Genomic DNA, 17,111 nt, shown 5'->3' on the forward strand with positions numbered 1-17,111 from the left:
AGCCTCATGAGCACGCCCGAGGAACAGCAGCACCAGCAGCAGCAGCACCAGCAGCAGGAGCCCGATCCGTACGGGACCCAGACCTGGCAGGCCCCGACGTGGGACACCTCGTACCAGCCGGTCCAGGCCCCGCTGGACGGCGTACCGGCGCAGTACCCGGTCGCCCCCGAGGGCTGGTACCGCGAGGAGCCGCAGGCACAGGCGCCCGTCCCCGGCCAGGAGTGGGGTCAGCAGCAGCCGTACGCGGATTCCTACGCCGATCCGTACGCGGATCCCTACGCGGCGCCGGCCCCGCAGCACCCGCAGACCTCGGCCCCGGACCACTGGTACCGCGACGAGGCACAGGCGCAGCAGGCACCGCAGGCCGCGTACCCGACGCCCTACCCCGGCCCGTCCGACCCCTTCCAGGCGGACGCCCAGGCTGCCCAGGTCGAGGCTCCGGCCTACACCCCGGCCCCCGGCCAGGAGTGGGCCGCGGAGCAGGCCCCGTACCTCCCGCAGCAGGCGGCGGCCGGTGCCGCGGCCGCCGCGGTGGCCGGTGACGGGGTGGCCGAGGAGGAGCCCGCCTGGTCTCCGCCCACGCTCGGCGGCAACACGCTGCGCGCCGTGGACCCGGCCCAGGCCCGCGCCGAAGGCCGCTCGCCGATCATCGATCCCGGTCCGCAGGCGGCCATACTGACGGCCGCCCTCGGGCTGGTCATGGCGGCCGCCGCCGCTGTGGGCGAGCTCGCGCTGCTCGCGCCGCTCATCGCCCTGCAGGGGCTCACCGCGGCGGGCTGGTTCCGGCTCAACGGGATGTGGCCGGCCCGTCAGGGCATCGCCCTGGCCTTCGCCGGTGCGGTCGTCGCCGATGCGGCCGTGCTCGCGGTGGACGAGCCGTACGGGCCCGGCGCGATCATCGGCACCCTCGGGGCCTGGGTGCTGCTGACGCTGGTGCTCCAGCTGCGCAGCCACGCGGAGCCGGACGAGCGGATGTACGGGCTGATGGCCTCGGTGGCCTCGGCCGCGCTGGCCATCGTCTGCGCCGGCTACCTCGCCGCCGACTCCGCGGCCGCGAGCGTGGGCGCCGCGGCCGTGGCGGTGGCCGTCTTCGCCCGGGCGCTCCCGCTGCCCACCGCGCCCTCGGTCGGCGTCTCGCTGGCCGCCGCGGCCGGTGCGGGCATCGCCGTGGGCGGGCTGACGTCCGTGGGCGCGGGCGGTGCGCTGATCGGCCTGGCGGCCGGGGTGTGCGCGCTGATCGGGCTGCGCGTGGCGGCGTACGACTACCCGTCGAAGTTCGTCCACATGACGGCCGGTGTCGCGCTGCCGCTGGCCGCGGCGGCCCCGGCGGTCTACCTGATCGGCCGGGTGGTCGGCTGACCCGGGCCGACGCCGGGCTGACGGCCCCTTGACAGGTGTTCGTGGTCAACTGGGGCCTGTCCGGGACCCTTGTCGGGTCCGGCCGATCGACGGGGGGTGTCCACAGGTGCGTGTTCCGCGTGTCCTGCGTGCGGTGGTGGTCGTCGGAGTGCTGCTCGGCGGCCTGTTCGTCGGCTTGGACCGCTGGGCGGTCGGCTACGCCGAGAACCGGATGGCCGAGCGGTTCGAGGCCCGGACGGGCGGGGTGGGCGGCGTACGGGTGGACATCGCCGGGTTCCCCTTCCTGACCCAGGCCCTGAGCCACGACCTGGACCGGGTCGACCTCAGGGCGGACCACCTGACCGTGAAGACTCCCGAGGGCCGGGAGGCGGCGCTGTCGCAGCTGCGCGCCACTTTCCACGAGGTCGGCCTGAACGGCGACTACAGCGGCGGTACGGCCAAGCGCGCCGAAGGATCGGCATCGCTCTCCTACCCCGACCTGACCTCGGCCGCGCAGCGCGGCGTGACCATCTCCTACGGGGGCGCGCCGGGCAAGGTGAAGGTCACCGCGGCGGTGGAGTTCATGGGCCGGACGCTGAGCCGCAGCGTGATCTCGACCGTCTCCCTGGTGGACGGGAAGGACGGCGGCAAGGTCGTCCGGGTGCATGCGGACGAGGTGCCGGGCGAGGGCCTGCCCGGGATCGAGGCGGCGGTGCGCAAGCGGACCGACTTCGACCGTGACCTCGGCGGCGGTCTGCCGTCCGGACTCCGGCTGACCGCGCTCACCGCGCAGGAGGACGGCCTGAAGCTGGTTCTGGGCGGAACGAACGTGGTGCTGGCCGGATCGTGAGACGCGGTGGTCCGACCCGCAGATGGGATGGGCTGTACGAGGGTCCCCGGAAGCGGTGCGGCAGCCGCCAGGGGCGCTCCCATCCCACCATCCGGACGATCCTGTCTCGAAATATGACACGACGGTGACAGGGCAGCCGATTCGTCCCTACGATCCATGGCTATGAAGCATCAGCAGGCGGACCTCACGAAGCGACGGGCAGTAGACCTGTGTCGCGTCGCCGCCATGCTCTGTCGATCCATGTGACGTGTGAGCGCATCCCGCTCCATAGCCGGACGACGGCCTTCCGCTTTTCCCGTGCGACCACTTCTGCCCCCGCCCTCCTGAAGCCTCCCCGCAACAGGATCGCCCGGGGGTACCTCCCAGCGGTAGCTGGGGGAGCACCCGGACGCACGCACCCCGCACCACCAGCACAGCCCCGCCGCACACTGCCCCGGAGGAGAACACCATGAGCCGCAGCGACGTCCTCGTAGACGCCGACTGGGTCGAGGCCCACCTGAACGACGCGAACGTCGTCATCGTCGAGGTGGACGAGGACACGTCCGCGTACGACAAGAACCACATCACCAACGCCGTCCGGATCGACTGGAAGAGCGACCTCCAGGACCCGGTCCGCCGCGACTTCGTGGACCAGGAGGGCTTCGAGAAGCTCCTCTCCGCCAAGGGCATCTCCAACGACGACACCGTCGTCCTCTACGGCGGCAACAACAACTGGTTCGCGTCCTACGCCTACTGGTACTTCAAGCTCTACGGCCACCAGGACGTCCGCCTGCTCGACGGCGGCCGCAAGAAGTGGGAGCTCGACTCCCGCGACCTGGTCGACGGCACCGAGGTCCCGAACCGCCCGGCCACCGAGTACAAGGCCAAGGCCCAGGACACCTCGATCCGCGCCTTCCGTGACGACGCGGTCGCCGCGATCGGCACCAAGAACCTGGTCGACGTCCGCTCGCCCGACGAGTTCTCGGGCAAGCTGCTCGCCCCCGCACACCTCCCGCAGGAGCAGTCGCAGCGTCCGGGTCACATCCCGAGCGCCCGCAACATCCCGTGGTCGAAGAACGCCAACGACGACGGCACCTTCAAGTCCGACGAGGAGCTCACCGCCCTCTACCAGGCCGAGCAGGTCGACCTGGCGAAGGACACCATCGCCTACTGCCGCATCGGTGAGCGCTCCGCGCTCACCTGGTTCGTGCTGCACGAGCTCCTGGGCCAGGAGAACGTCAAGAACTACGACGGCTCGTGGACCGAGTACGGCTCGCTGGTCGGCGTGCCGATCGAGCTCGGCCCGAACAAGTAGTTCCGGGCACCCAGCATTCCGGGCATGCGACGCCCGTAGTCATACCTCTCTAGGACAGGACAGAGAACATGTGTGGAGCAAAGATCGGCGGGCCCGACCTCTCGACGCTGAAGCCCGGTGAGACGGCCATCCAGGGCCAGGTCACCAAGGACGGCGAGCCCATCAGCGGCTACGTCCGTCTGCTGGACTCGACCGGCGAGTTCACCGCCGAGGTCCCGACCTCGGCCACCGGCCAGTTCCGCTTCTACGCGGCCGAGGGCTCCTGGACGCTGCGCGCGCTCGTGCCCGGCGCCCAGGCGGACCGCGCCGTGGTCGTCGTCGAGTCCGGCGGCGTCACGGACGTGGCGATCGCGGTCTGAGCACCGCACCTGTGTGACCGTATGACCGCATGACCGCATGAAAGACCGGCCGAAGGGCCGCACCCCCGGGGGTTGGACGCCATCGGATCGGGGTGCGGCCCTTCGTGCCGTTTCCGGGCCTCCCCGGGAGGGCGGGGCCGCCCTACCCTTGAGGCATGTACGCCCGGCGCCGGCGCCTGTACTTCCTCCTCATGGGCGGATGCCTGTTCCTCTTCGTCTCCGCCTGGTCCTTCGTGCGCCTGTGGTCGGTCGAGGCCGCCGTGGCGCTGTGCGTCGTCGCCATGGTGATCCCGCCGGTCGCCTCGATCGTCGCGAACCGGCGCGGTCCGGACGACCGCTGGTGGGACGACCCCTCGGGTGACGCGAAGTCCGACGAGTGGTGGGACGAACTGGATGGAAAGCGGCGTCGCGAGGACTGAAACCGGCCGAGATAAAAATGTAATAAGGGTGACTACAACATCTCCCGACGGCAGGGTGTCTTGTGTGTACGCGGACGATCGCTCCGCGACTCCAGTCCTGTGGGGGGACTCCCTTTGGAACACGAACAGACCATCCCTGAGCAGCGGAAAGAGGCGGAGAGCAGCCCGGAACCGGGCACTCCGGACGCCGCTCAGACCGGTCCCCGGCGCCGTCGCCGCGGCCGTGCGGTCCTCCTGATCGCGGGCGCCGCCGTCCTCGGCGTCCTGGCGGGCACCGTCACCGGCTACGCGGTCCAGTACGACCGCGAACCGACCCCGCTGGCGCCCCTCGCGCAGGCGGACCTGGCGTACCCGAAGGCGCTGGCGCCCGACGACGCCACCACGCACCGGACGATCAACGCCAACCGCTGGCACGCGTCCGACGACGACCTCACGAAGCTGCTGGTCGAGGCGCCGAGCGGGGCGAAGAAGCAGGAGTCCGGCTACGGCAGCCTCGACTTCCTCGCGCTGGACTTCAAGGAACCGGACAACGCGCTGCGCGAGTTCACCTCCGCCCGGACCCGCCGGATCGCCTCGGTGAGCTGGACCGTGGGCGACTCGACCTTCGTCACGGTCACCCTGCTGCAGTTCGCCGACCGCGGTGGGGCCGACGACTACCAGCAGGAGCAGTCGGGCTACATGTCCGACAAGGACCATGCCGCCAACGACGGCGTGCCCATCCCCGGCATCAGCTCCGATCTCGGACGCGTCTGGGTGGACTCGAAGGCCGAGGAGAAGGCCGGCTACCTCCCGATGCGAGGCGCCCGGGCCGTGGCCCGCCGTGGTGACCTCGTGCTGGACATCCACTTTGTGAACAACCGGGGCAAGATCGCCGAAGGCGATGTCGTGGACCTGGCCAAGCGACAGCTGGAGCGACTGTGACCGAGCCCCAGAACGAAGTGACTCCGGCCGAGGTCCCGGCCGTGGCTCTGGCCGAGACCGTGGCCGAGGTCCCGGCTCCGCCCGTGGAGCCCGCCGGCGACGCCGGCCGCACGGCCCGCCGCAGGCCGGTCGCCCTGATCGCCGCCGGCGTCGCCGCCGCGGTCCTCGTGGGCGGCGGCGTCTGGGCGTCCACGGCGATCGCGGACGCCGACCGGGACGCGCCCACCGCCTACTGGGTGCCGATCGGCGAGCCCGCACCGAAGGCCGTGGAGCCGGGTGCGGTGCCGGCGAACGCCCTGTCGGGCAAGCTGCTGCCGATCCCGGACGGTTTCCGGCCCGGCCCGGACATGGGGTCGGACGGCAACGACTTCGTCCTGTCCGGCGAGCAGGCGATCGAGGGCTTCAAGGAGTCCCGCAGCGGCCTGTCGAGCACGGAGCGCAAGAAGCGCGACGAGATGCTGGCCCAGCTGAAGCTGCAGGGCCTGGCGGGCCGTACGTACGCCAAGGAGATGGGCGGCTGGATCGCCGAAGTCCGCATCATGCGGGCCGACCCCAAGGCCGTCGGCAGCTTCTCCGAGGTCACCAAGAAGCTCATCGAGCTCGCGGGCGACAAGCGCGAAGCGCCCAAGGTGGACGGGTTCCCCGACGCCAAGTGCGCGCTGCTGGCGATCGGTACGGAGGAGGGCAAGGAGAAGATCGACTCGATCGACTGCACGGCCGTCGAGGGCGACATCGCCGTCACCTTCCGCGCCTACGGTCCCAAGCCCTTCTCCACCAACGACGCCGTCGGGTTCTTCAAGAACCAGATGAGCCACCTGAAGTCCCCCGGGGAGTCCGCGTGACCGAGCAGAACACCACCGAGGCGCCGCCGGCGACCCCCGAGGACTCCGTCCCCGCCGCGGTCCCGGCGCAGGCCGGGGCGCCCGTAGCGGAGCAGCCCGCTGTCGACACCGTCGTGGCAGGCCACCCCGCCGCCGATCCCTTCGTGGCCGACCCCCTCGCGGCCCCGGAGGTTCCCGTCGAGGTCCCCGTCGAGGTCCCCGTCGCGCCCAAGGACCGCCGGAAGCTGTTCGCCGCGCTCCGCTGGACCGCCGCCGTGCTCGTCTTCGCCGCCGTCGGCTCCGGAGTCGCGTACGGGATCACCCAGCCCGAACGCACCGACATCCCGGGGCTGTCCACCAAGTCCGACGGCCGCTGGGTCTACCCGGAGCTCTCCAAGCCGCAGCTGCCGGCGGGCGCCGCCCTGCCCTTCGCCAAGGACAACCCGGACGGCATCCACTACGCCGGCCTGACCCAGCTGCTGCTGCCGCCGCCCGCCGGATCCACCCCCGACTCCACGCTGAAGCTGGAGAAGGACGAGGTGGTCACCGTGGACACGTTCCTGTCGGAGTACCAGGAAAGCCTCCGCGAGAAGATGAAGACGGACCTGGCCGACGAGGGGCTCCGCCAGATCGTCGCCCGCGGCTGGACCACCCCGGACGGCACGCGCACCCGTATCTACCTGCTGCGCTTCCACTCGTCCGGCTTCGCCGACGCCTTCGGCGGCTGCAAGATCTCCATGGGCCTGCGCGACGCCCTCGTGCTGCAGGCCGACTCGGTGTGGGCCAAGGTCAAGGCCTCGCAGCGCAGCGACCTGGGCAACCGGACCTCCGGCTACGCCACGCAGGGCAACACCAGCGACCTGTCCCTGTACCAGGAGGCCGAGCCCGCGGGCGACGAGCGGTTCCGGGTCGGGTGCATCCAGTCCGGTGACGTCCAGGCCGTCGTCCTGCAGAGCGGCAAGGGCGAGGTGGCGGTCGTTCCCTTCCACCAGACGGCCCTCCTGCAGCACCAGCTGCTGCGCTGAGCCGGGGCGGACCCCCGCAGGGTTCGTACGGCCTACCTCACACGGTGCCCCGGTCCCCAGGCCAGTAGGCTTGGGGACCGGCCCCGTAACGCCACCCTTAACACTCCGAGGAGCACCCCGTGCTTGAGGCAGTCTTCACCTCCCTGCTGGTCCTGGTCTGCGTCGGCGTCCTCGCCTTCTCCGTCCTGGCCGTGAAGAAGCTGTACCAGGGCCAGCGCTGATCCCCTCGGATCTGCCGCCGACCGCCCCGGATACCGGAACCCCTCCCACAGATCGCCTGAGCTGAGCAGCCATTCATGATCCAGATCCCGTCCGACCTGAACCCGGGGCTCGTCCCCCTCGCCTTCCTCCTCGGCAACTGGGAGGGAGCGGGCGTCTTCGACTTCCCCGGTGAGGAGAAGTGCAACTTCGGCCAGGAAGTGGTCTTCAGCCACGACGGCCGGGACTTCCTGGAGTACACCTCCCGCTCCTGGGTGCTCGACGCCGAGGGCAACAAGGTGCGGCCGCTGGAGTCCGAGTCGGGCTACTGGCGCATCGACAAGGACCGCAACGTCGAGATCGTCATGGTCCGCGACCAGGGCGTCGTCGAGGTCTGGTACGGCCAGCTCGCCGACAAGAAGCCGCAGATCGACGTGGTCACCGACGCGGTCGCCCGCACCGCGGCCTCCGGCCCGTACAGCGGTGGCAAGCGGCTCTACGGCTACGTGAAGAGCGACCTGATGTGGGTCGGCGAGAAGGCCACCCCCGAGGTGGAGCTCCGCCCGTACATGTCGGCGCAGCTGAAGAAGGTCGTCACCCCGGAGGAGGTCGCGGAGATGGCGCGCAACCTCCCGGACATGCCGGACGACGGCATCGCCTTCTTCCGCTAGGCCGTAAGGCACGTGAGGCACCACCTACGCCCGGGAGCCCCCGGCGGCTCCGGCCGCCGGGGGCTCCCGCGTGCGGGGCGCCTCCCGGGGCGCCTCCCCGCTCCCCCCGCGCGGACCCGAGGCCTACACTGGCCGGGTGGTGACCACCGACAGCACCGAGAGCCCCGCCGCCGCCGAGAGCGGCGACTGGAAGAGCGACCTGCGCCAGCGCGGGTACCGCCTGACCCCGCAGCGGCAGCTCGTGCTGGAGGCCGTGGACTCCCTGGAGCACGCCACCCCGGACGAGATCCTCGCCGAGGTGCGCAAGACCGCCTCCGGGGTCAACATCTCCACGGTCTACCGCACGCTGGAGCTCCTGGAGGAGCTGAAGCTGGTCTCGCACGCCCACCTCGGGCACGGGGCCCCCACGTACCACCTGGCCGACCGGCACCACCACATCCACCTGGTCTGCCGCGACTGCACCGAGGTCATCGAGGCCGACGTGGACATCGCCGCCGAGTTCACCTCCAAGCTCCGCGACACCTTCGGCTTCGAGACCGACATGAAGCACTTCGCGATCTTCGGCCGCTGCCGGACCTGCGCCGCCGAGCAGCGCTAGGACACCTCCGGGCAGGGTCGTAGGCTGGTGGCATGACCAGCAGCCCCTTGCTCCATCTCCCCGGCGCCGTGCAGGCCGAAGGCCGCGACGAGGGCGTCGCCGCCCACTACGGAGAGCTGTACGGAGAACAGCGCGCACTCGCCGACGGCCGAGGCTTCGTCGACCTCTCCCACCGCGGGGTCGTCACCGTCACCGGCCCGGACCGGCTGAGCTGGCTGCACCTGCTGATCACTCAGCACGTCACCGCGCTCCCGGCCGGCCAGGCCACCGAGGCACTGATCCTCTCCGCGAACGGCCACATCGAGCACGCGCTCTACCTCGTGGACGACGGCGCGACGACGTGGATGCACGTCGAGCCCGGCACCCAGGAGGAGCTGATCGCCTACCTGGAGTCGATGAAGTTCTTCTACCAGGTGGAAGTCGCCGACCGGACCGCCGAGTTCGCCGTCGTGCACCTGCCGGCCGGCTCCATCGCCGAGGTCGACAAGGAACTCGCCGTACGGGAGACCCCGTACGGCCGTGACGTGTTCCTGCCGAGCGAGGAGCTGGAGGCCTTCGCCGGCTCCCACGGTCCGGCCGCCGGACTGCTCGCGTACGAGGCCCTGCGCGTCGAGGCGCACCGGCCGCGGCTCGGCCTGGAGACCGACCACCGCACCATCCCGCACGAGCTCGGCTGGATCGGCACCGCCGTGCACCTGCAGAAGGGCTGCTACCGCGGCCAGGAGACGGTCGCCCGCGTCCACAACCTGGGGAAGCCCCCGCGCCGGCTGGTCTTCCTGCACCTGGACGGCTCCGAGGTGCTGCTCCCCGCGCACGGCGCGCCCGTACGGCTGGCCGCGGACGGGGAGGAGGGCCGCCAGCTGGGCTTCGTGACCACCTCGGTCCGCCACCACGAGCTGGGGCCCATCGCGCTCGCCCTGGTCAAGCGGAACGTTCCGGTGGACGCCCCGCTGCTGGTGGGCAAGACGGCCGCCGCACAGGAGGTCGTCGTAGCCCCGTAAGGCCTTCTAGATGTCGATGACGATGGTGAACGGGCCGTGGTTGGTCAGCGAGACCCGCATGTCCGCGCCGAACCGGCCCGTCTCCACCGTCGCGCCCAGCGCCCGCAGCTGCGCCACGACCTCGTCCACGAGCGGCTCGGCGAAGGCGCCGCCCGCCGCCGCGTTCCACGTGGGGCGGCGGCCCTTGCGGGCGTCTCCGTAGAGGGTGAACTGCGAGATCACCAGCAGCGGCGCGTTCACGTCGCTGCAGGACTTCTCGGCCTCCAGGATCCGCACCGACCAGAGCTTGCGCGCCAGCAGCTCCGCCTTCTCCGGGGTGTCGTCGTGGGTCACCCCCACGAGCACGCACAGCCCCTCTCCGACGATCTCCCCGACGGTCTCGCCGGCCACCACGACGCTCGCGCCGTCCACCCTCTGCACCACTGCTCGCATATCACCTGTGTACCAGCTTGCACCCGTCCGGGGCCGATCGGGTGGAGTGGGACTGCGTCGGTGCCGCGGGGAGTGGCACCATGCACGCAGGCGGTGCCCCCAGCACCGGTCGAGGGGACGGACACGAACGCATGAACACTTCTGGTACCTCCGCACCTGCACCTGCTTCACCCGCTTCTGCGGCCGTCGCGCCGGCCGCCGAGGCCACGGCGCCGCGTCCGCCCGCGCAGCGGACCGGGGCCGGGGACGCTCCGCCGACGGCGACCACCGCGCTCGGGCTGCCGGAGCTGCGCGGGCTGCGCCGCGACGCGCAGCGCGACGAGGCCGACCTGAGCTACGTACGCCGGCTGCTCCAGGGCCGCATCGACATCCTGCGCGCCGAACTCGCCCGGCGCACCGACCCCGAGGCGCCGGTGGTGGACCGGCTCTCGGAGATCCTCGCGGATGCCCCCTCCAGCCGCAGCGCCTCCGCCCGGCACGTCACGCTCGGCACCCCGCACGGGGAGGAGTACCGGCTGCTGGCCGCCGAGATGCTCTCCGACGTGGAGCTGTCGGACCTGGGAGCGCGTACGGACGAGGAACTCCACGAGGGCATGGGCCGGTTGGTGCGCTACGAGCAGCAGGTCTCGCGGCGCCGCCAGCAGCTCCAGCGCACGGCCGACGACTGCAGCGCGGAGATCACCCGGCGGTACCGGGAGGGCGAGGCCCAGGTGGACGACCTGCTGGCCTGAGCGGGTCGGCGGGCGTTGGCGCGGTTCGGCGCGGATCGGCGCGCGTCGGCGCGCGGGAAATCCGGGCGACGGGGCTGGGCCGGTCCGATTAGCGTGGGTCGCTATGAGCGCTGACGTCCGGCCGATCGCCGCATCCGAACTTCCCGCGTGGCTGCGTGCCCAGCAGACCGGTTTCCTGAACCCGGCGCATCCGACGGCCGGGGACCACGAACAGCTGGCCGGATTCGTCGACCTCGCCCGGACCCAGGGCGGGTTCGACCCGGACACCGGCCGGTGCGTGGCGAGCTTCCGGTCCTTCCCGCAGGAACTGACCGTGCCCGGCGGCGGGTTCGTCCCGTCGAGCGCTGTCACGAACGTGACCGTGACGCCGACGCACCGCAGGCAGGGCCTGCTGAACCGGATGATGGCCGCCGAGCTGTCCGCCGCCCACGCGCGCGGTGACGTGGTGTCGATTCTGATCGCCGCCGAGTACCCGATCTACGGACGCTACGGGTACGGGCCCGCCACCTCCGTCTCGGAGTGGGAGATCGACGTACCGCGCACCGGACTCGACCCGCGCCGGCCCGTCCCCGGGGACGGGGGGCGGATCGACCTGATCGACGAGGCCGAGGTCCGGGAGCTGGGCCCCGCCCTGCACGAGCGGGTGCGGGCGGCCACGCCCGGCGCGGTGAACCGCGACGCCCGCTATTGGCGGGTGATCACGGGCGTGGAGCACATGTCCCACAACACCTACACGCCGTCCTTCCACGCGGTGTACCGCACCGCGGAGGGTGAGGTGGCCGGCATGGTCCGGTACACCACGGACGACCACTGGACGGACGCGAAGATTCCGCAGAACACCCTGCAGGTCCGGCAGTTGCTCGCCCTCACCCCGGAGGTGGAGCGGGCGCTGTGGGGATTCCTGTGCTCCATCGACTGGGTGATGAAGGTCCGCACCGGCTACCGCGCCCCCGACGACCTCGTCCCCCGGCTGCTGCCCGACCCGCGCGCCGCCCGGCTGGTGACCTCGGCGGACTGGCTGTGGCTGCGGGTGCTGGACGTCGTACGGGCCCTGCGCGCGCGGACCTACGCCGTACCCGGGGTGCTCGTCCTGGAGGTCACCGACCCCTCCGGTCCGGCGGGCGGCCGCTACCGGCTCGACGCGGGCGCGGGGGACTGCGTACGCACGGAGGAGCCGGCCGACCTGCGCCTGGACGTGGGCACGCTGGGGTCGCTGTACCTGGGCGACGAGTCGGCGGTACGGCTGGCGGCGCTCGGCGCGGTCACGGAGGAGCGCCCGGGGGCGCTCGCGCTCGCGGACGCGGTGTTCCGCACGGCGCGCAGGCCGTGGTGCCCGGACATCTTCTGAGCGAACGATGAGCGGGCCCGACGGACATCACGAGGACTGAGGCAGTACGTGGCAACACTGGTGGAGACCCTGCGGGCGGCGGGCTGCGTCTTCGCGGAGGAGGAGGCGGAGCTGCTGACGGCCGCCGCCGAGGACGCGGGGCACCTGGAAGGGATGCTGGCCCGGCGGGTCGCGGGCGAACCGCTGGAACACGTCGTCGGCTGGGCGGAGTTCTGCGGGCTGCGCATGGCCGTCGGCGAGGGGGCCTTCGTGCCGCGCCGACGCAGCGAGTTCCTCGCGCAGGAGGCGGTGACGGCGGCCCGGCCCGGCGCGGTGGTCGTGGACCTGTGCTGCGGGGTGGGCGCGCTGGGCGCCGCCGTGGCCGCGCAGGTGCCGGGAGCCGAACTGCACGCGGCGGACATCGACCCGGCCGCGCTCGCCTACGCCCGGCGCAACGTGGCCCCGTACGGCGGCCGGGTGTGGGAGGGCGACCTCTACGCAGCCCTGCCCGCCGGGCTCCGGGGCCGGGTGGACGTCCTGGTGGTCAACGCCCCGTACGTCCCCACCGGGGAGATCGGCCTGCTCCCGCCGGAGGCCCGCGACCACGAACCGCCCGTCTCCCTGGACGGCGGCGCGGACGGCCTGAACGTCCACCGCCGGGTGGCCGCCGGCGCCCCGCCCTGGCTCGCCCCGGGCGGCACCCTGCTGATCGAGACGAGCGCCAGGCAGGCCCCGCTCACGGCCTCCTCCCTGACCTCGGCGGGCCTGTCGGTCCGCGCGGTGACCTCCGAGGAGTACTACGCGACGGTGATCATCGCGACGGCGCCGTAGGCCGCGTCCCGGTCCACAGGGGTGGGAGTTATTGCAAGCAGCTGCTTGCAATAGTTAGCAAGGTGCGGCAGGATCGGGTCATGGCATCGCTCAACGTCGGCAACCTCGGCGAGTACCTCCGCGAGCAGCGGCGGCAGGCGCAGCTTTCGCTGCGGCAGCTGGCCGATGCGGCGGGGGTGTCGAATCCGTACCTCAGTCAGATCGAGCGCGGACTGCGCAAGCCGAGCGCGGACATCCTGCAGCAGCTCGCCAAGGCGCTGCGGATCTCCGCCGAGACGCTGTACGTACAGGCCGGGATCCTGGACGAGCGGGACCGGGACGCCGTGGAGACGAGGGCCGCGATCCTCGCCGACCCGTCCATCAGCGAGCAGCAGAAGCAGGTGCTGCTCCAGGTCTACGAGTCCTTCCGCAAGGAGAACGCCGCGGAGGCCGCCGCGGAGAACGCGGCGGACGGCGGCGGTAGCGGTGGCGATGCCGGGACGAGCCCTACGCACTGAGTAAGAACTGAGCACGAACCAAGACCGTGATCCGGGAGGACCACCACATGGCCATCGCCGATGACCTGAAGAAGACCCTCACCGACCCGACCCCCCTCTACTTCGCCGCCGGCACCGCCGACCTGGCCGTGCAGCAGGCCAAGAAGGTGCCCGGGCTGATCGAGCAGCTGCGCGCCGAGGCCCCCGCGCGCATCGAGGCCGTGAAGAACACCGACCCGAAGGCCGTGCAGGAGAAGGCCAGGGGGAAGGCCAAGGAGGCGCAGGAGGCGGTCACCGCCACGGTCGCCGAGGTGCTCGGCGCGATCGACGCGAAGAAGCTCGGGGAGACCGCCCAGGACCTGGCGCTGCGCGGGGTCGGCGTGGCCGCCGAGTACGCGGTCAAGGCCAAGGAGGCCTACGACAAGGTCGCCGAGCACGGCGAGCAGACCGTGCGGGCGTGGCGCGGCGAGGTCTCCGAGGAGATCGTCGACATCGCCGTGGTCGTGGAGCCGGAGGCCGCCGCGCCGGTGGCGGAGGAGCCCGCTGCGGAGCCCGCGGCGAAGAAGGCTCCGGCCCGCAAGGCCGCGGTCAAGAAGGCCGCCGCCGAGCCGGCCGACGAGAGCTGACGCGAGCTGACGTCCGCGCGGAACGACGTGACGGACCGGGCACCCGTGGGGCGTCCGGTCCGTTGTGGTTTGGGAACGGGACTCTGCCGGTAGCGTGGAGGCAGGCGGCATCCGGTCGAGTGAGGCGTGAGAAGGCGGTCAGGCGATGTTGATGAACGGGTTCAACAACGGAGTGCTCCCGTTGTTCGGGTACGCCATGCTCGGGCTCGCCGTGGTGGCCTTCGTGCTGGCGCTGACGGCGCGCGAGGACGCGTACCGGGCGGCCGGCAAGCAGACCAAGACCTTCTGGCTGGTGATCCTCGGGATCACGGTGGTCGTGGACTTCTTCCTGGGGATGCTCTTCCTGCAGATCGCCGGGCTGGTCGCGAGCATCGTGTTCTTCGTGGACGTGCGCCCGGCGCTCAAGGAGGTCTCGGGCGGCGGTGGCCGGCGGGGCGGCAGCAGCAGCGACGGGCCGTACGGGCCCTACAACGGCGGACGGTAGGCGGTAGCCCTGGGGTGACCGCAGGCCCCGTCAGCCCTCGGCGCGGGAGAGCAGGACGACGGCGACGTCGTCCGTCAGCTCCCCGCCGTTGAGGCGGCGGGCTTCGGTCACGGAGGCTTCGAGTAGGCCCTCGCCGCTCAGCCCGTCGGCCAGGTGGCGGTTGATCATCTCGACCATGCCGTCCTGCCCGAGCCGTTCCTTGCCCCGGCCGATCCGGCCCTCGATCAGGCCGTCGGTGTAGAGCATCAGGCTCCACGTGCCGCCCAGCTCCACCTGGCGGCGCGGCCAGCGGGCCCGGGGCAGCAGGCCGAGCGCCGGGCCGCTGTTCTCGTACGGGAGCAGCCGCGCGGGGCGGCCCGGGCGGGAGATCAGCGGCGCCGGATGGCCCGCGAGGCACAGGCCCGCGCGCCGGCCGTCGGGGGCGATGTCCACCGTGCACAGCGTCGCGAAGATCTCCTCGCAGGGGCGCTCGACTTCGAGGACCTCCTGCAGGGTGGCGAGCAGGTCGTCGCCGCACAGGCCGGCCAGGGTGAGCGCCCGCCAGGCGATGCGCAGCTCGACGCCGAGGGCGGCCTCGTCGGGCCCGTGGCCGCAGACGTCGCCGATCATCGCGTGGACGGTGCCGTCGGGGGTGCGGACGGTGTCGTAGAAGTCCCCGCCGAGGAGCGCGCGGCTGCGGCCGGGGCGGTAGCGGGCGGCGAAGCGGAGGTCGGAGCCCTCCAGGAGCGGGTGCGGGAGCAGTCCGCGCTCCAGGCGGGCGTTCTCCTGGGCCCGAAGTTTCGATTCTGCAAGCTTGTACTGGGCGATGTCCGCCCGCTTTCTCTCCACCGCGTAGCGGATGGCGCGGCTGAGCAGCCGCCCGTCGAGCTCGTCGCGGAACAGGAAGTCCTGGGCCCCCACGCGTACGGCCTCCGCGGCGCGCTCCGCGTCCTCCTCGGAGGTGAGTACGAGGACGGCGTGCCGCGGGGCGATGCGGAGGACCTGGCGCAGGGCGCCGAAGGGGTCGGCGGCGTCCCCGCCGGCGGCCGCTCCGCCGCCGTGCGGGAGCGCGAGGTCGAGCAGGACGCAGTTCACGTCGGGGGTGAGCAGCCGGGCCGCTTCCGTGAGGTTGCGGGCGCTGCGCAGCCGGATGCGGTGTCCGTCGGCGTCGAGGATCTCGGGGACGGTGAGGCCGCCGGCGGGGTCGTCCTCGATCACCAGCAGGGTGAGCGATGACATGCCGCCCGGGCCGCTCTCGGTGGCCGGGATGTCCCTCTGCCGCGGTACGGGTACGGGCATCGTCTCCGGTTCCTTCCCGCCCCCTCGGGGGTTCGCTCGTCCGGCGACCCTAGCCGCGGGAGGAGGGAAGCGGAATGGCGGGCCGGGCGCGGGTCTCCGGCATATGCCGTTATCGGGTGGGAAAGTCCGCGTCGGGGAATGACCAACGTCACGGCGCAGGGGTACGGCATCCCGCCCACCGAGACGTGCCTCCGCCGGGGCGGTGGTTCCCGGTGGGCGGGCCGCCGCTACGCGTCCGGCCGGACCACGGCCTTGATCGGCATGGAGCCCGCGCCCGCCATGGTGACGTTGCGGCCGGGGCGGGGGGCGTGGACCATCGCGCCGTCCCCGACGTACATCCCGACGTGGCTCGCGTCGTCGAAGTAGATGATCAGGTCGCCCGGCCGCATGTCCTTGACCGCGATCTTCGGCAGCCGCAGCTGTTCCTGCGAGGTGCGCGGGATCGTCCTGCCCGCCGCGAGCCAGGCCTGCGAGGTCAGCCCGGAGCAGTCGAAGGAACCGGGTCCCTCCGCGCCCCACACGTACGGCTTCCCTATCTGGGCGACGGCGTACTGCACGGCCCGCCCGCCCGCGTCGGTGGCCGCCGCGCCCGGGTTGCCGGTCATCGCGCCCGTGGACAGCCAGTCCCGCTGCGCCTGGCGCTGCGCTTCCGCCTCGAGCTCCAGCAGCCGGGCCTTCTGCTCGGCCTCCAGCTTGCTCTCGAGCTCCTCCGCCGCCTTGATCTTGTCCTCGACCTGCTTCTTCGCGGCCTCCTGCTTGACCCGGTTGGCCTCCAGGGTCTCCCAGTGCGCGCTCGCGTCCTGCGCGTACTGCTGCAAGTCGGTCTGGGTCCGGTTCAGTTCGGAGAGCAGGTCCGAGGTGGCCTTCTCGCCCTGGCGCAGCCGGTCGTTGCCGTCCAGGAACTGCGTCGGGTCGTCGCTCAGGGCCAGCTGCGCGCCGGGCGGCAGGCCGCCCGAGCGGTACTGGGCGCGGGCGGCGGCGCCCGCGCGGCTCTTCAGGACGGTGATGCGGTCCTGGCCGGTCTGGACCATGTTGGCGATCAGCACGATCTTTTCGGACTGCGTCCTGGCCTCGCTCTCCGCCAGGTTGAAGGCGTCCGTGGCGGTGCCGGCCTCGCGGTAGAGGCCCTCGATCTCCTTGCGGACCTGCTCCAGGGACTTGCCCGTCCGGGGCTCCGGAGCGGCGAACGCGGTGCCGGCGAGTGCGCCGGGCGCGGACAACAGCGCCATCGCGCACAGCAGAGTGAGGGCGATCGATCCCCGTCGTCGTTTCCTCATGGTCCCCCCAGACACCGGATTGACTAATCGTCAGTAACTTGTCATTGCCTTCGGGATGGTGCCACGAGTCGGTGAATTCCAACACCCTTGTGGATATCCATCCGATGCGCCCCGATCGCCCCAGTGGCCCCTCCAGCCCCCCTGGCCACGGCGA

General features: G+C 72.0%; 21 protein-coding genes. 18 read left to right on the forward strand and 3 right to left on the reverse strand.

The annotated features are described in order from the left end of the window. Positions 1 to 6 precede the first annotated feature (6 nt). From NLX94_RS31865 to NLX94_RS31915, 12 genes are all read left to right on the forward strand, one after another. The gene (locus NLX94_RS31865; protein WP_254386599.1) at positions 7 to 1,359 is read left to right on the forward strand and encodes a hypothetical protein; all 1,353 of its coding nucleotides are present in this window, start codon (positions 7 to 9) and stop codon (positions 1,357 to 1,359) included. A 106-nt stretch (positions 1,360 to 1,465) separates the two neighbouring features. Continuing rightward, positions 1,466 to 2,188, forward strand: coding sequence for a DUF2993 domain-containing protein (locus NLX94_RS31870; protein ID WP_254386600.1), 723 nt, complete (start codon positions 1,466 to 1,468; stop codon positions 2,186 to 2,188). A 162-nt stretch (positions 2,189 to 2,350) separates the two neighbouring features. Then, on the forward strand, positions 2,351 to 2,434 hold the full coding sequence (locus tag NLX94_RS39660; protein WP_350206375.1) for a putative leader peptide: 84 nt from the start codon (positions 2,351 to 2,353) through the stop codon (positions 2,432 to 2,434). A 202-nt stretch (positions 2,435 to 2,636) separates the two neighbouring features. After that, positions 2,637 to 3,482 carry a sulfurtransferase gene (locus tag NLX94_RS31875; protein ID WP_254386601.1) on the forward strand — a complete coding sequence of 282 codons (846 nt, stop codon included), beginning with the start codon at positions 2,637 to 2,639 and terminating at the stop codon, positions 3,480 to 3,482. 68 nt (positions 3,483 to 3,550) lie between these two features. Further along, entirely contained in the window at positions 3,551 to 3,841 is a 291-nt protein-coding gene (locus NLX94_RS31880; protein WP_243339454.1) for a DUF1416 domain-containing protein, read from the forward strand. A gap of 155 nt (positions 3,842 to 3,996) precedes the next feature. After that, a complete protein-coding gene (locus NLX94_RS31885; protein ID WP_254386602.1) occupies positions 3,997 to 4,260 on the forward strand; it encodes a DUF3099 domain-containing protein in 264 nt (87 codons plus the stop codon). Positions 4,261 to 4,374: 114 nt separating this feature from the next. Next, entirely contained in the window at positions 4,375 to 5,181 is an 807-nt protein-coding gene (locus tag NLX94_RS31890; protein WP_254386603.1) for a hypothetical protein, read from the forward strand. Continuing rightward, entirely contained in the window at positions 5,178 to 6,023 is an 846-nt protein-coding gene (locus tag NLX94_RS31895) for a hypothetical protein (RefSeq protein ID WP_254386604.1), read from the forward strand. Before NLX94_RS31890 ends, NLX94_RS31895 begins: the two co-directional genes overlap by 4 nt. Continuing rightward, positions 6,020 to 7,027 (forward strand): hypothetical protein, encoded by a 1,008-nt coding sequence (locus NLX94_RS31900; RefSeq protein WP_254386605.1) that lies wholly within the window; start codon positions 6,020 to 6,022, stop codon positions 7,025 to 7,027. Before NLX94_RS31895 ends, NLX94_RS31900 begins: the two co-directional genes overlap by 4 nt. A gap of 296 nt (positions 7,028 to 7,323) precedes the next feature. Continuing rightward, complete coding sequence (locus NLX94_RS31905) at positions 7,324 to 7,896, forward strand: FABP family protein (protein WP_254386606.1); 573 nt, start codon at positions 7,324 to 7,326, stop codon at positions 7,894 to 7,896. A gap of 136 nt (positions 7,897 to 8,032) precedes the next feature. Further along, positions 8,033 to 8,494, forward strand: coding sequence for a transcriptional repressor (locus NLX94_RS31910; RefSeq protein WP_254386607.1), 462 nt, complete (start codon positions 8,033 to 8,035; stop codon positions 8,492 to 8,494). Between the two features lie 32 nt (positions 8,495 to 8,526). After that, the gene (locus tag NLX94_RS31915; protein WP_254386608.1) at positions 8,527 to 9,495 is read left to right on the forward strand and encodes a folate-binding protein YgfZ; all 969 of its coding nucleotides are present in this window, start codon (positions 8,527 to 8,529) and stop codon (positions 9,493 to 9,495) included. A 6-nt stretch (positions 9,496 to 9,501) separates the two neighbouring features. Here the strand turns inward: NLX94_RS31915 and dtd are convergent, their stop codons facing one another. After that, positions 9,502 to 9,927: a D-aminoacyl-tRNA deacylase gene (gene dtd, locus NLX94_RS31920; protein ID WP_250744592.1), complete on the reverse strand. Its 426-nt coding sequence runs from the start codon at positions 9,925 to 9,927 to the stop codon at positions 9,502 to 9,504. A gap of 131 nt (positions 9,928 to 10,058) precedes the next feature. Between dtd and NLX94_RS31925 the strand changes: the two genes are divergently transcribed. The 6 genes from NLX94_RS31925 (at position 10,059) to NLX94_RS31950 (ending at position 14,402) form a co-directional block, all read left to right on the forward strand. After that, positions 10,059 to 10,658, forward strand: a complete 600-nt coding sequence (locus NLX94_RS31925) for an AmfC protein (RefSeq protein WP_254386609.1) — start codon at positions 10,059 to 10,061, stop codon at positions 10,656 to 10,658. A 103-nt stretch (positions 10,659 to 10,761) separates the two neighbouring features. Then, the gene (locus NLX94_RS31930; RefSeq protein WP_254386610.1) at positions 10,762 to 12,006 is read left to right on the forward strand and encodes a GNAT family N-acetyltransferase; all 1,245 of its coding nucleotides are present in this window, start codon (positions 10,762 to 10,764) and stop codon (positions 12,004 to 12,006) included. Positions 12,007 to 12,054: 48 nt separating this feature from the next. Then, positions 12,055 to 12,816, forward strand: coding sequence for a putative protein N(5)-glutamine methyltransferase (locus NLX94_RS31935; RefSeq protein WP_254386611.1), 762 nt, complete (start codon positions 12,055 to 12,057; stop codon positions 12,814 to 12,816). A gap of 80 nt (positions 12,817 to 12,896) precedes the next feature. After that, positions 12,897 to 13,313 (forward strand): helix-turn-helix domain-containing protein, encoded by a 417-nt coding sequence (locus NLX94_RS31940; RefSeq protein ID WP_254386612.1) that lies wholly within the window; start codon positions 12,897 to 12,899, stop codon positions 13,311 to 13,313. A gap of 47 nt (positions 13,314 to 13,360) precedes the next feature. After that, positions 13,361 to 13,918, forward strand: a complete 558-nt coding sequence (locus NLX94_RS31945; protein WP_254386613.1) for a hypothetical protein — start codon at positions 13,361 to 13,363, stop codon at positions 13,916 to 13,918. Positions 13,919 to 14,063: 145 nt separating this feature from the next. Further along, complete coding sequence (locus NLX94_RS31950) at positions 14,064 to 14,402, forward strand: DUF2516 family protein (RefSeq protein ID WP_254386614.1); 339 nt, start codon at positions 14,064 to 14,066, stop codon at positions 14,400 to 14,402. 30 nt (positions 14,403 to 14,432) lie between these two features. Here the strand turns inward: NLX94_RS31950 and NLX94_RS31955 are convergent, their stop codons facing one another. Both NLX94_RS31955 and NLX94_RS31960 read right to left on the reverse strand, forming a co-directional pair. Further along, complete coding sequence (locus tag NLX94_RS31955) at positions 14,433 to 15,680, reverse strand: PP2C family protein-serine/threonine phosphatase (protein WP_254386615.1); 1,248 nt, start codon at positions 15,678 to 15,680, stop codon at positions 14,433 to 14,435. 227 nt (positions 15,681 to 15,907) lie between these two features. Beyond that, positions 15,908 to 16,957 carry a C40 family peptidase gene (locus tag NLX94_RS31960; protein ID WP_254386616.1) on the reverse strand — a complete coding sequence of 350 codons (1,050 nt, stop codon included), beginning with the start codon at positions 16,955 to 16,957 and terminating at the stop codon, positions 15,908 to 15,910. Positions 16,958 to 17,111: the final 154 nt, after the last annotated feature.

It is taken from the genome of Streptomyces sp. TBY4 (genome assembly GCF_024213195.1).
Taxonomy (GTDB): Bacteria; Actinomycetota; Actinomycetes; order Streptomycetales; family Streptomycetaceae; genus Streptomyces.

Bases quoted from the DNA above. Each gene is read 5' to 3' on its own strand.
- NLX94_RS31865 (WP_254386599.1), top strand. From the start codon at position 7: ATGAGCACGCCCGAGGAACAGCAGCACCAGCAGCAGCAGCACCAGCAG.
- NLX94_RS39660 (WP_350206375.1), top strand. From the start codon at position 2,351: ATGAAGCATCAGCAGGCGGACCTCACGAAGCGACGGGCAGTAGACCTG.
- NLX94_RS31875 (WP_254386601.1), top strand. From the start codon at position 2,637: ATGAGCCGCAGCGACGTCCTCGTAGACGCCGACTGGGTCGAGGCCCAC.
- NLX94_RS31880 (WP_243339454.1), top strand. From the start codon at position 3,551: ATGTGTGGAGCAAAGATCGGCGGGCCCGACCTCTCGACGCTGAAGCCC.
- NLX94_RS31885 (WP_254386602.1), top strand. From the start codon at position 3,997: ATGTACGCCCGGCGCCGGCGCCTGTACTTCCTCCTCATGGGCGGATGC.
- NLX94_RS31905 (WP_254386606.1), top strand. From the start codon at position 7,324: ATGATCCAGATCCCGTCCGACCTGAACCCGGGGCTCGTCCCCCTCGCC.
- NLX94_RS31915 (WP_254386608.1), top strand. From the start codon at position 8,527: ATGACCAGCAGCCCCTTGCTCCATCTCCCCGGCGCCGTGCAGGCCGAA.
- dtd (WP_250744592.1), bottom strand. From the start codon at position 9,927: ATGCGAGCAGTGGTGCAGAGGGTGGACGGCGCGAGCGTCGTGGTGGCC.
- NLX94_RS31925 (WP_254386609.1), top strand. From the start codon at position 10,059: ATGAACACTTCTGGTACCTCCGCACCTGCACCTGCTTCACCCGCTTCT.
- NLX94_RS31930 (WP_254386610.1), top strand. From the start codon at position 10,762: ATGAGCGCTGACGTCCGGCCGATCGCCGCATCCGAACTTCCCGCGTGG.
- NLX94_RS31940 (WP_254386612.1), top strand. From the start codon at position 12,897: ATGGCATCGCTCAACGTCGGCAACCTCGGCGAGTACCTCCGCGAGCAG.
- NLX94_RS31945 (WP_254386613.1), top strand. From the start codon at position 13,361: ATGGCCATCGCCGATGACCTGAAGAAGACCCTCACCGACCCGACCCCC.
- NLX94_RS31950 (WP_254386614.1), top strand. From the start codon at position 14,064: ATGTTGATGAACGGGTTCAACAACGGAGTGCTCCCGTTGTTCGGGTAC.
- NLX94_RS31955 (WP_254386615.1), bottom strand. From the start codon at position 15,680: ATGCCCGTACCCGTACCGCGGCAGAGGGACATCCCGGCCACCGAGAGC.
- NLX94_RS31960 (WP_254386616.1), bottom strand. From the start codon at position 16,957: ATGAGGAAACGACGACGGGGATCGATCGCCCTCACTCTGCTGTGCGCG.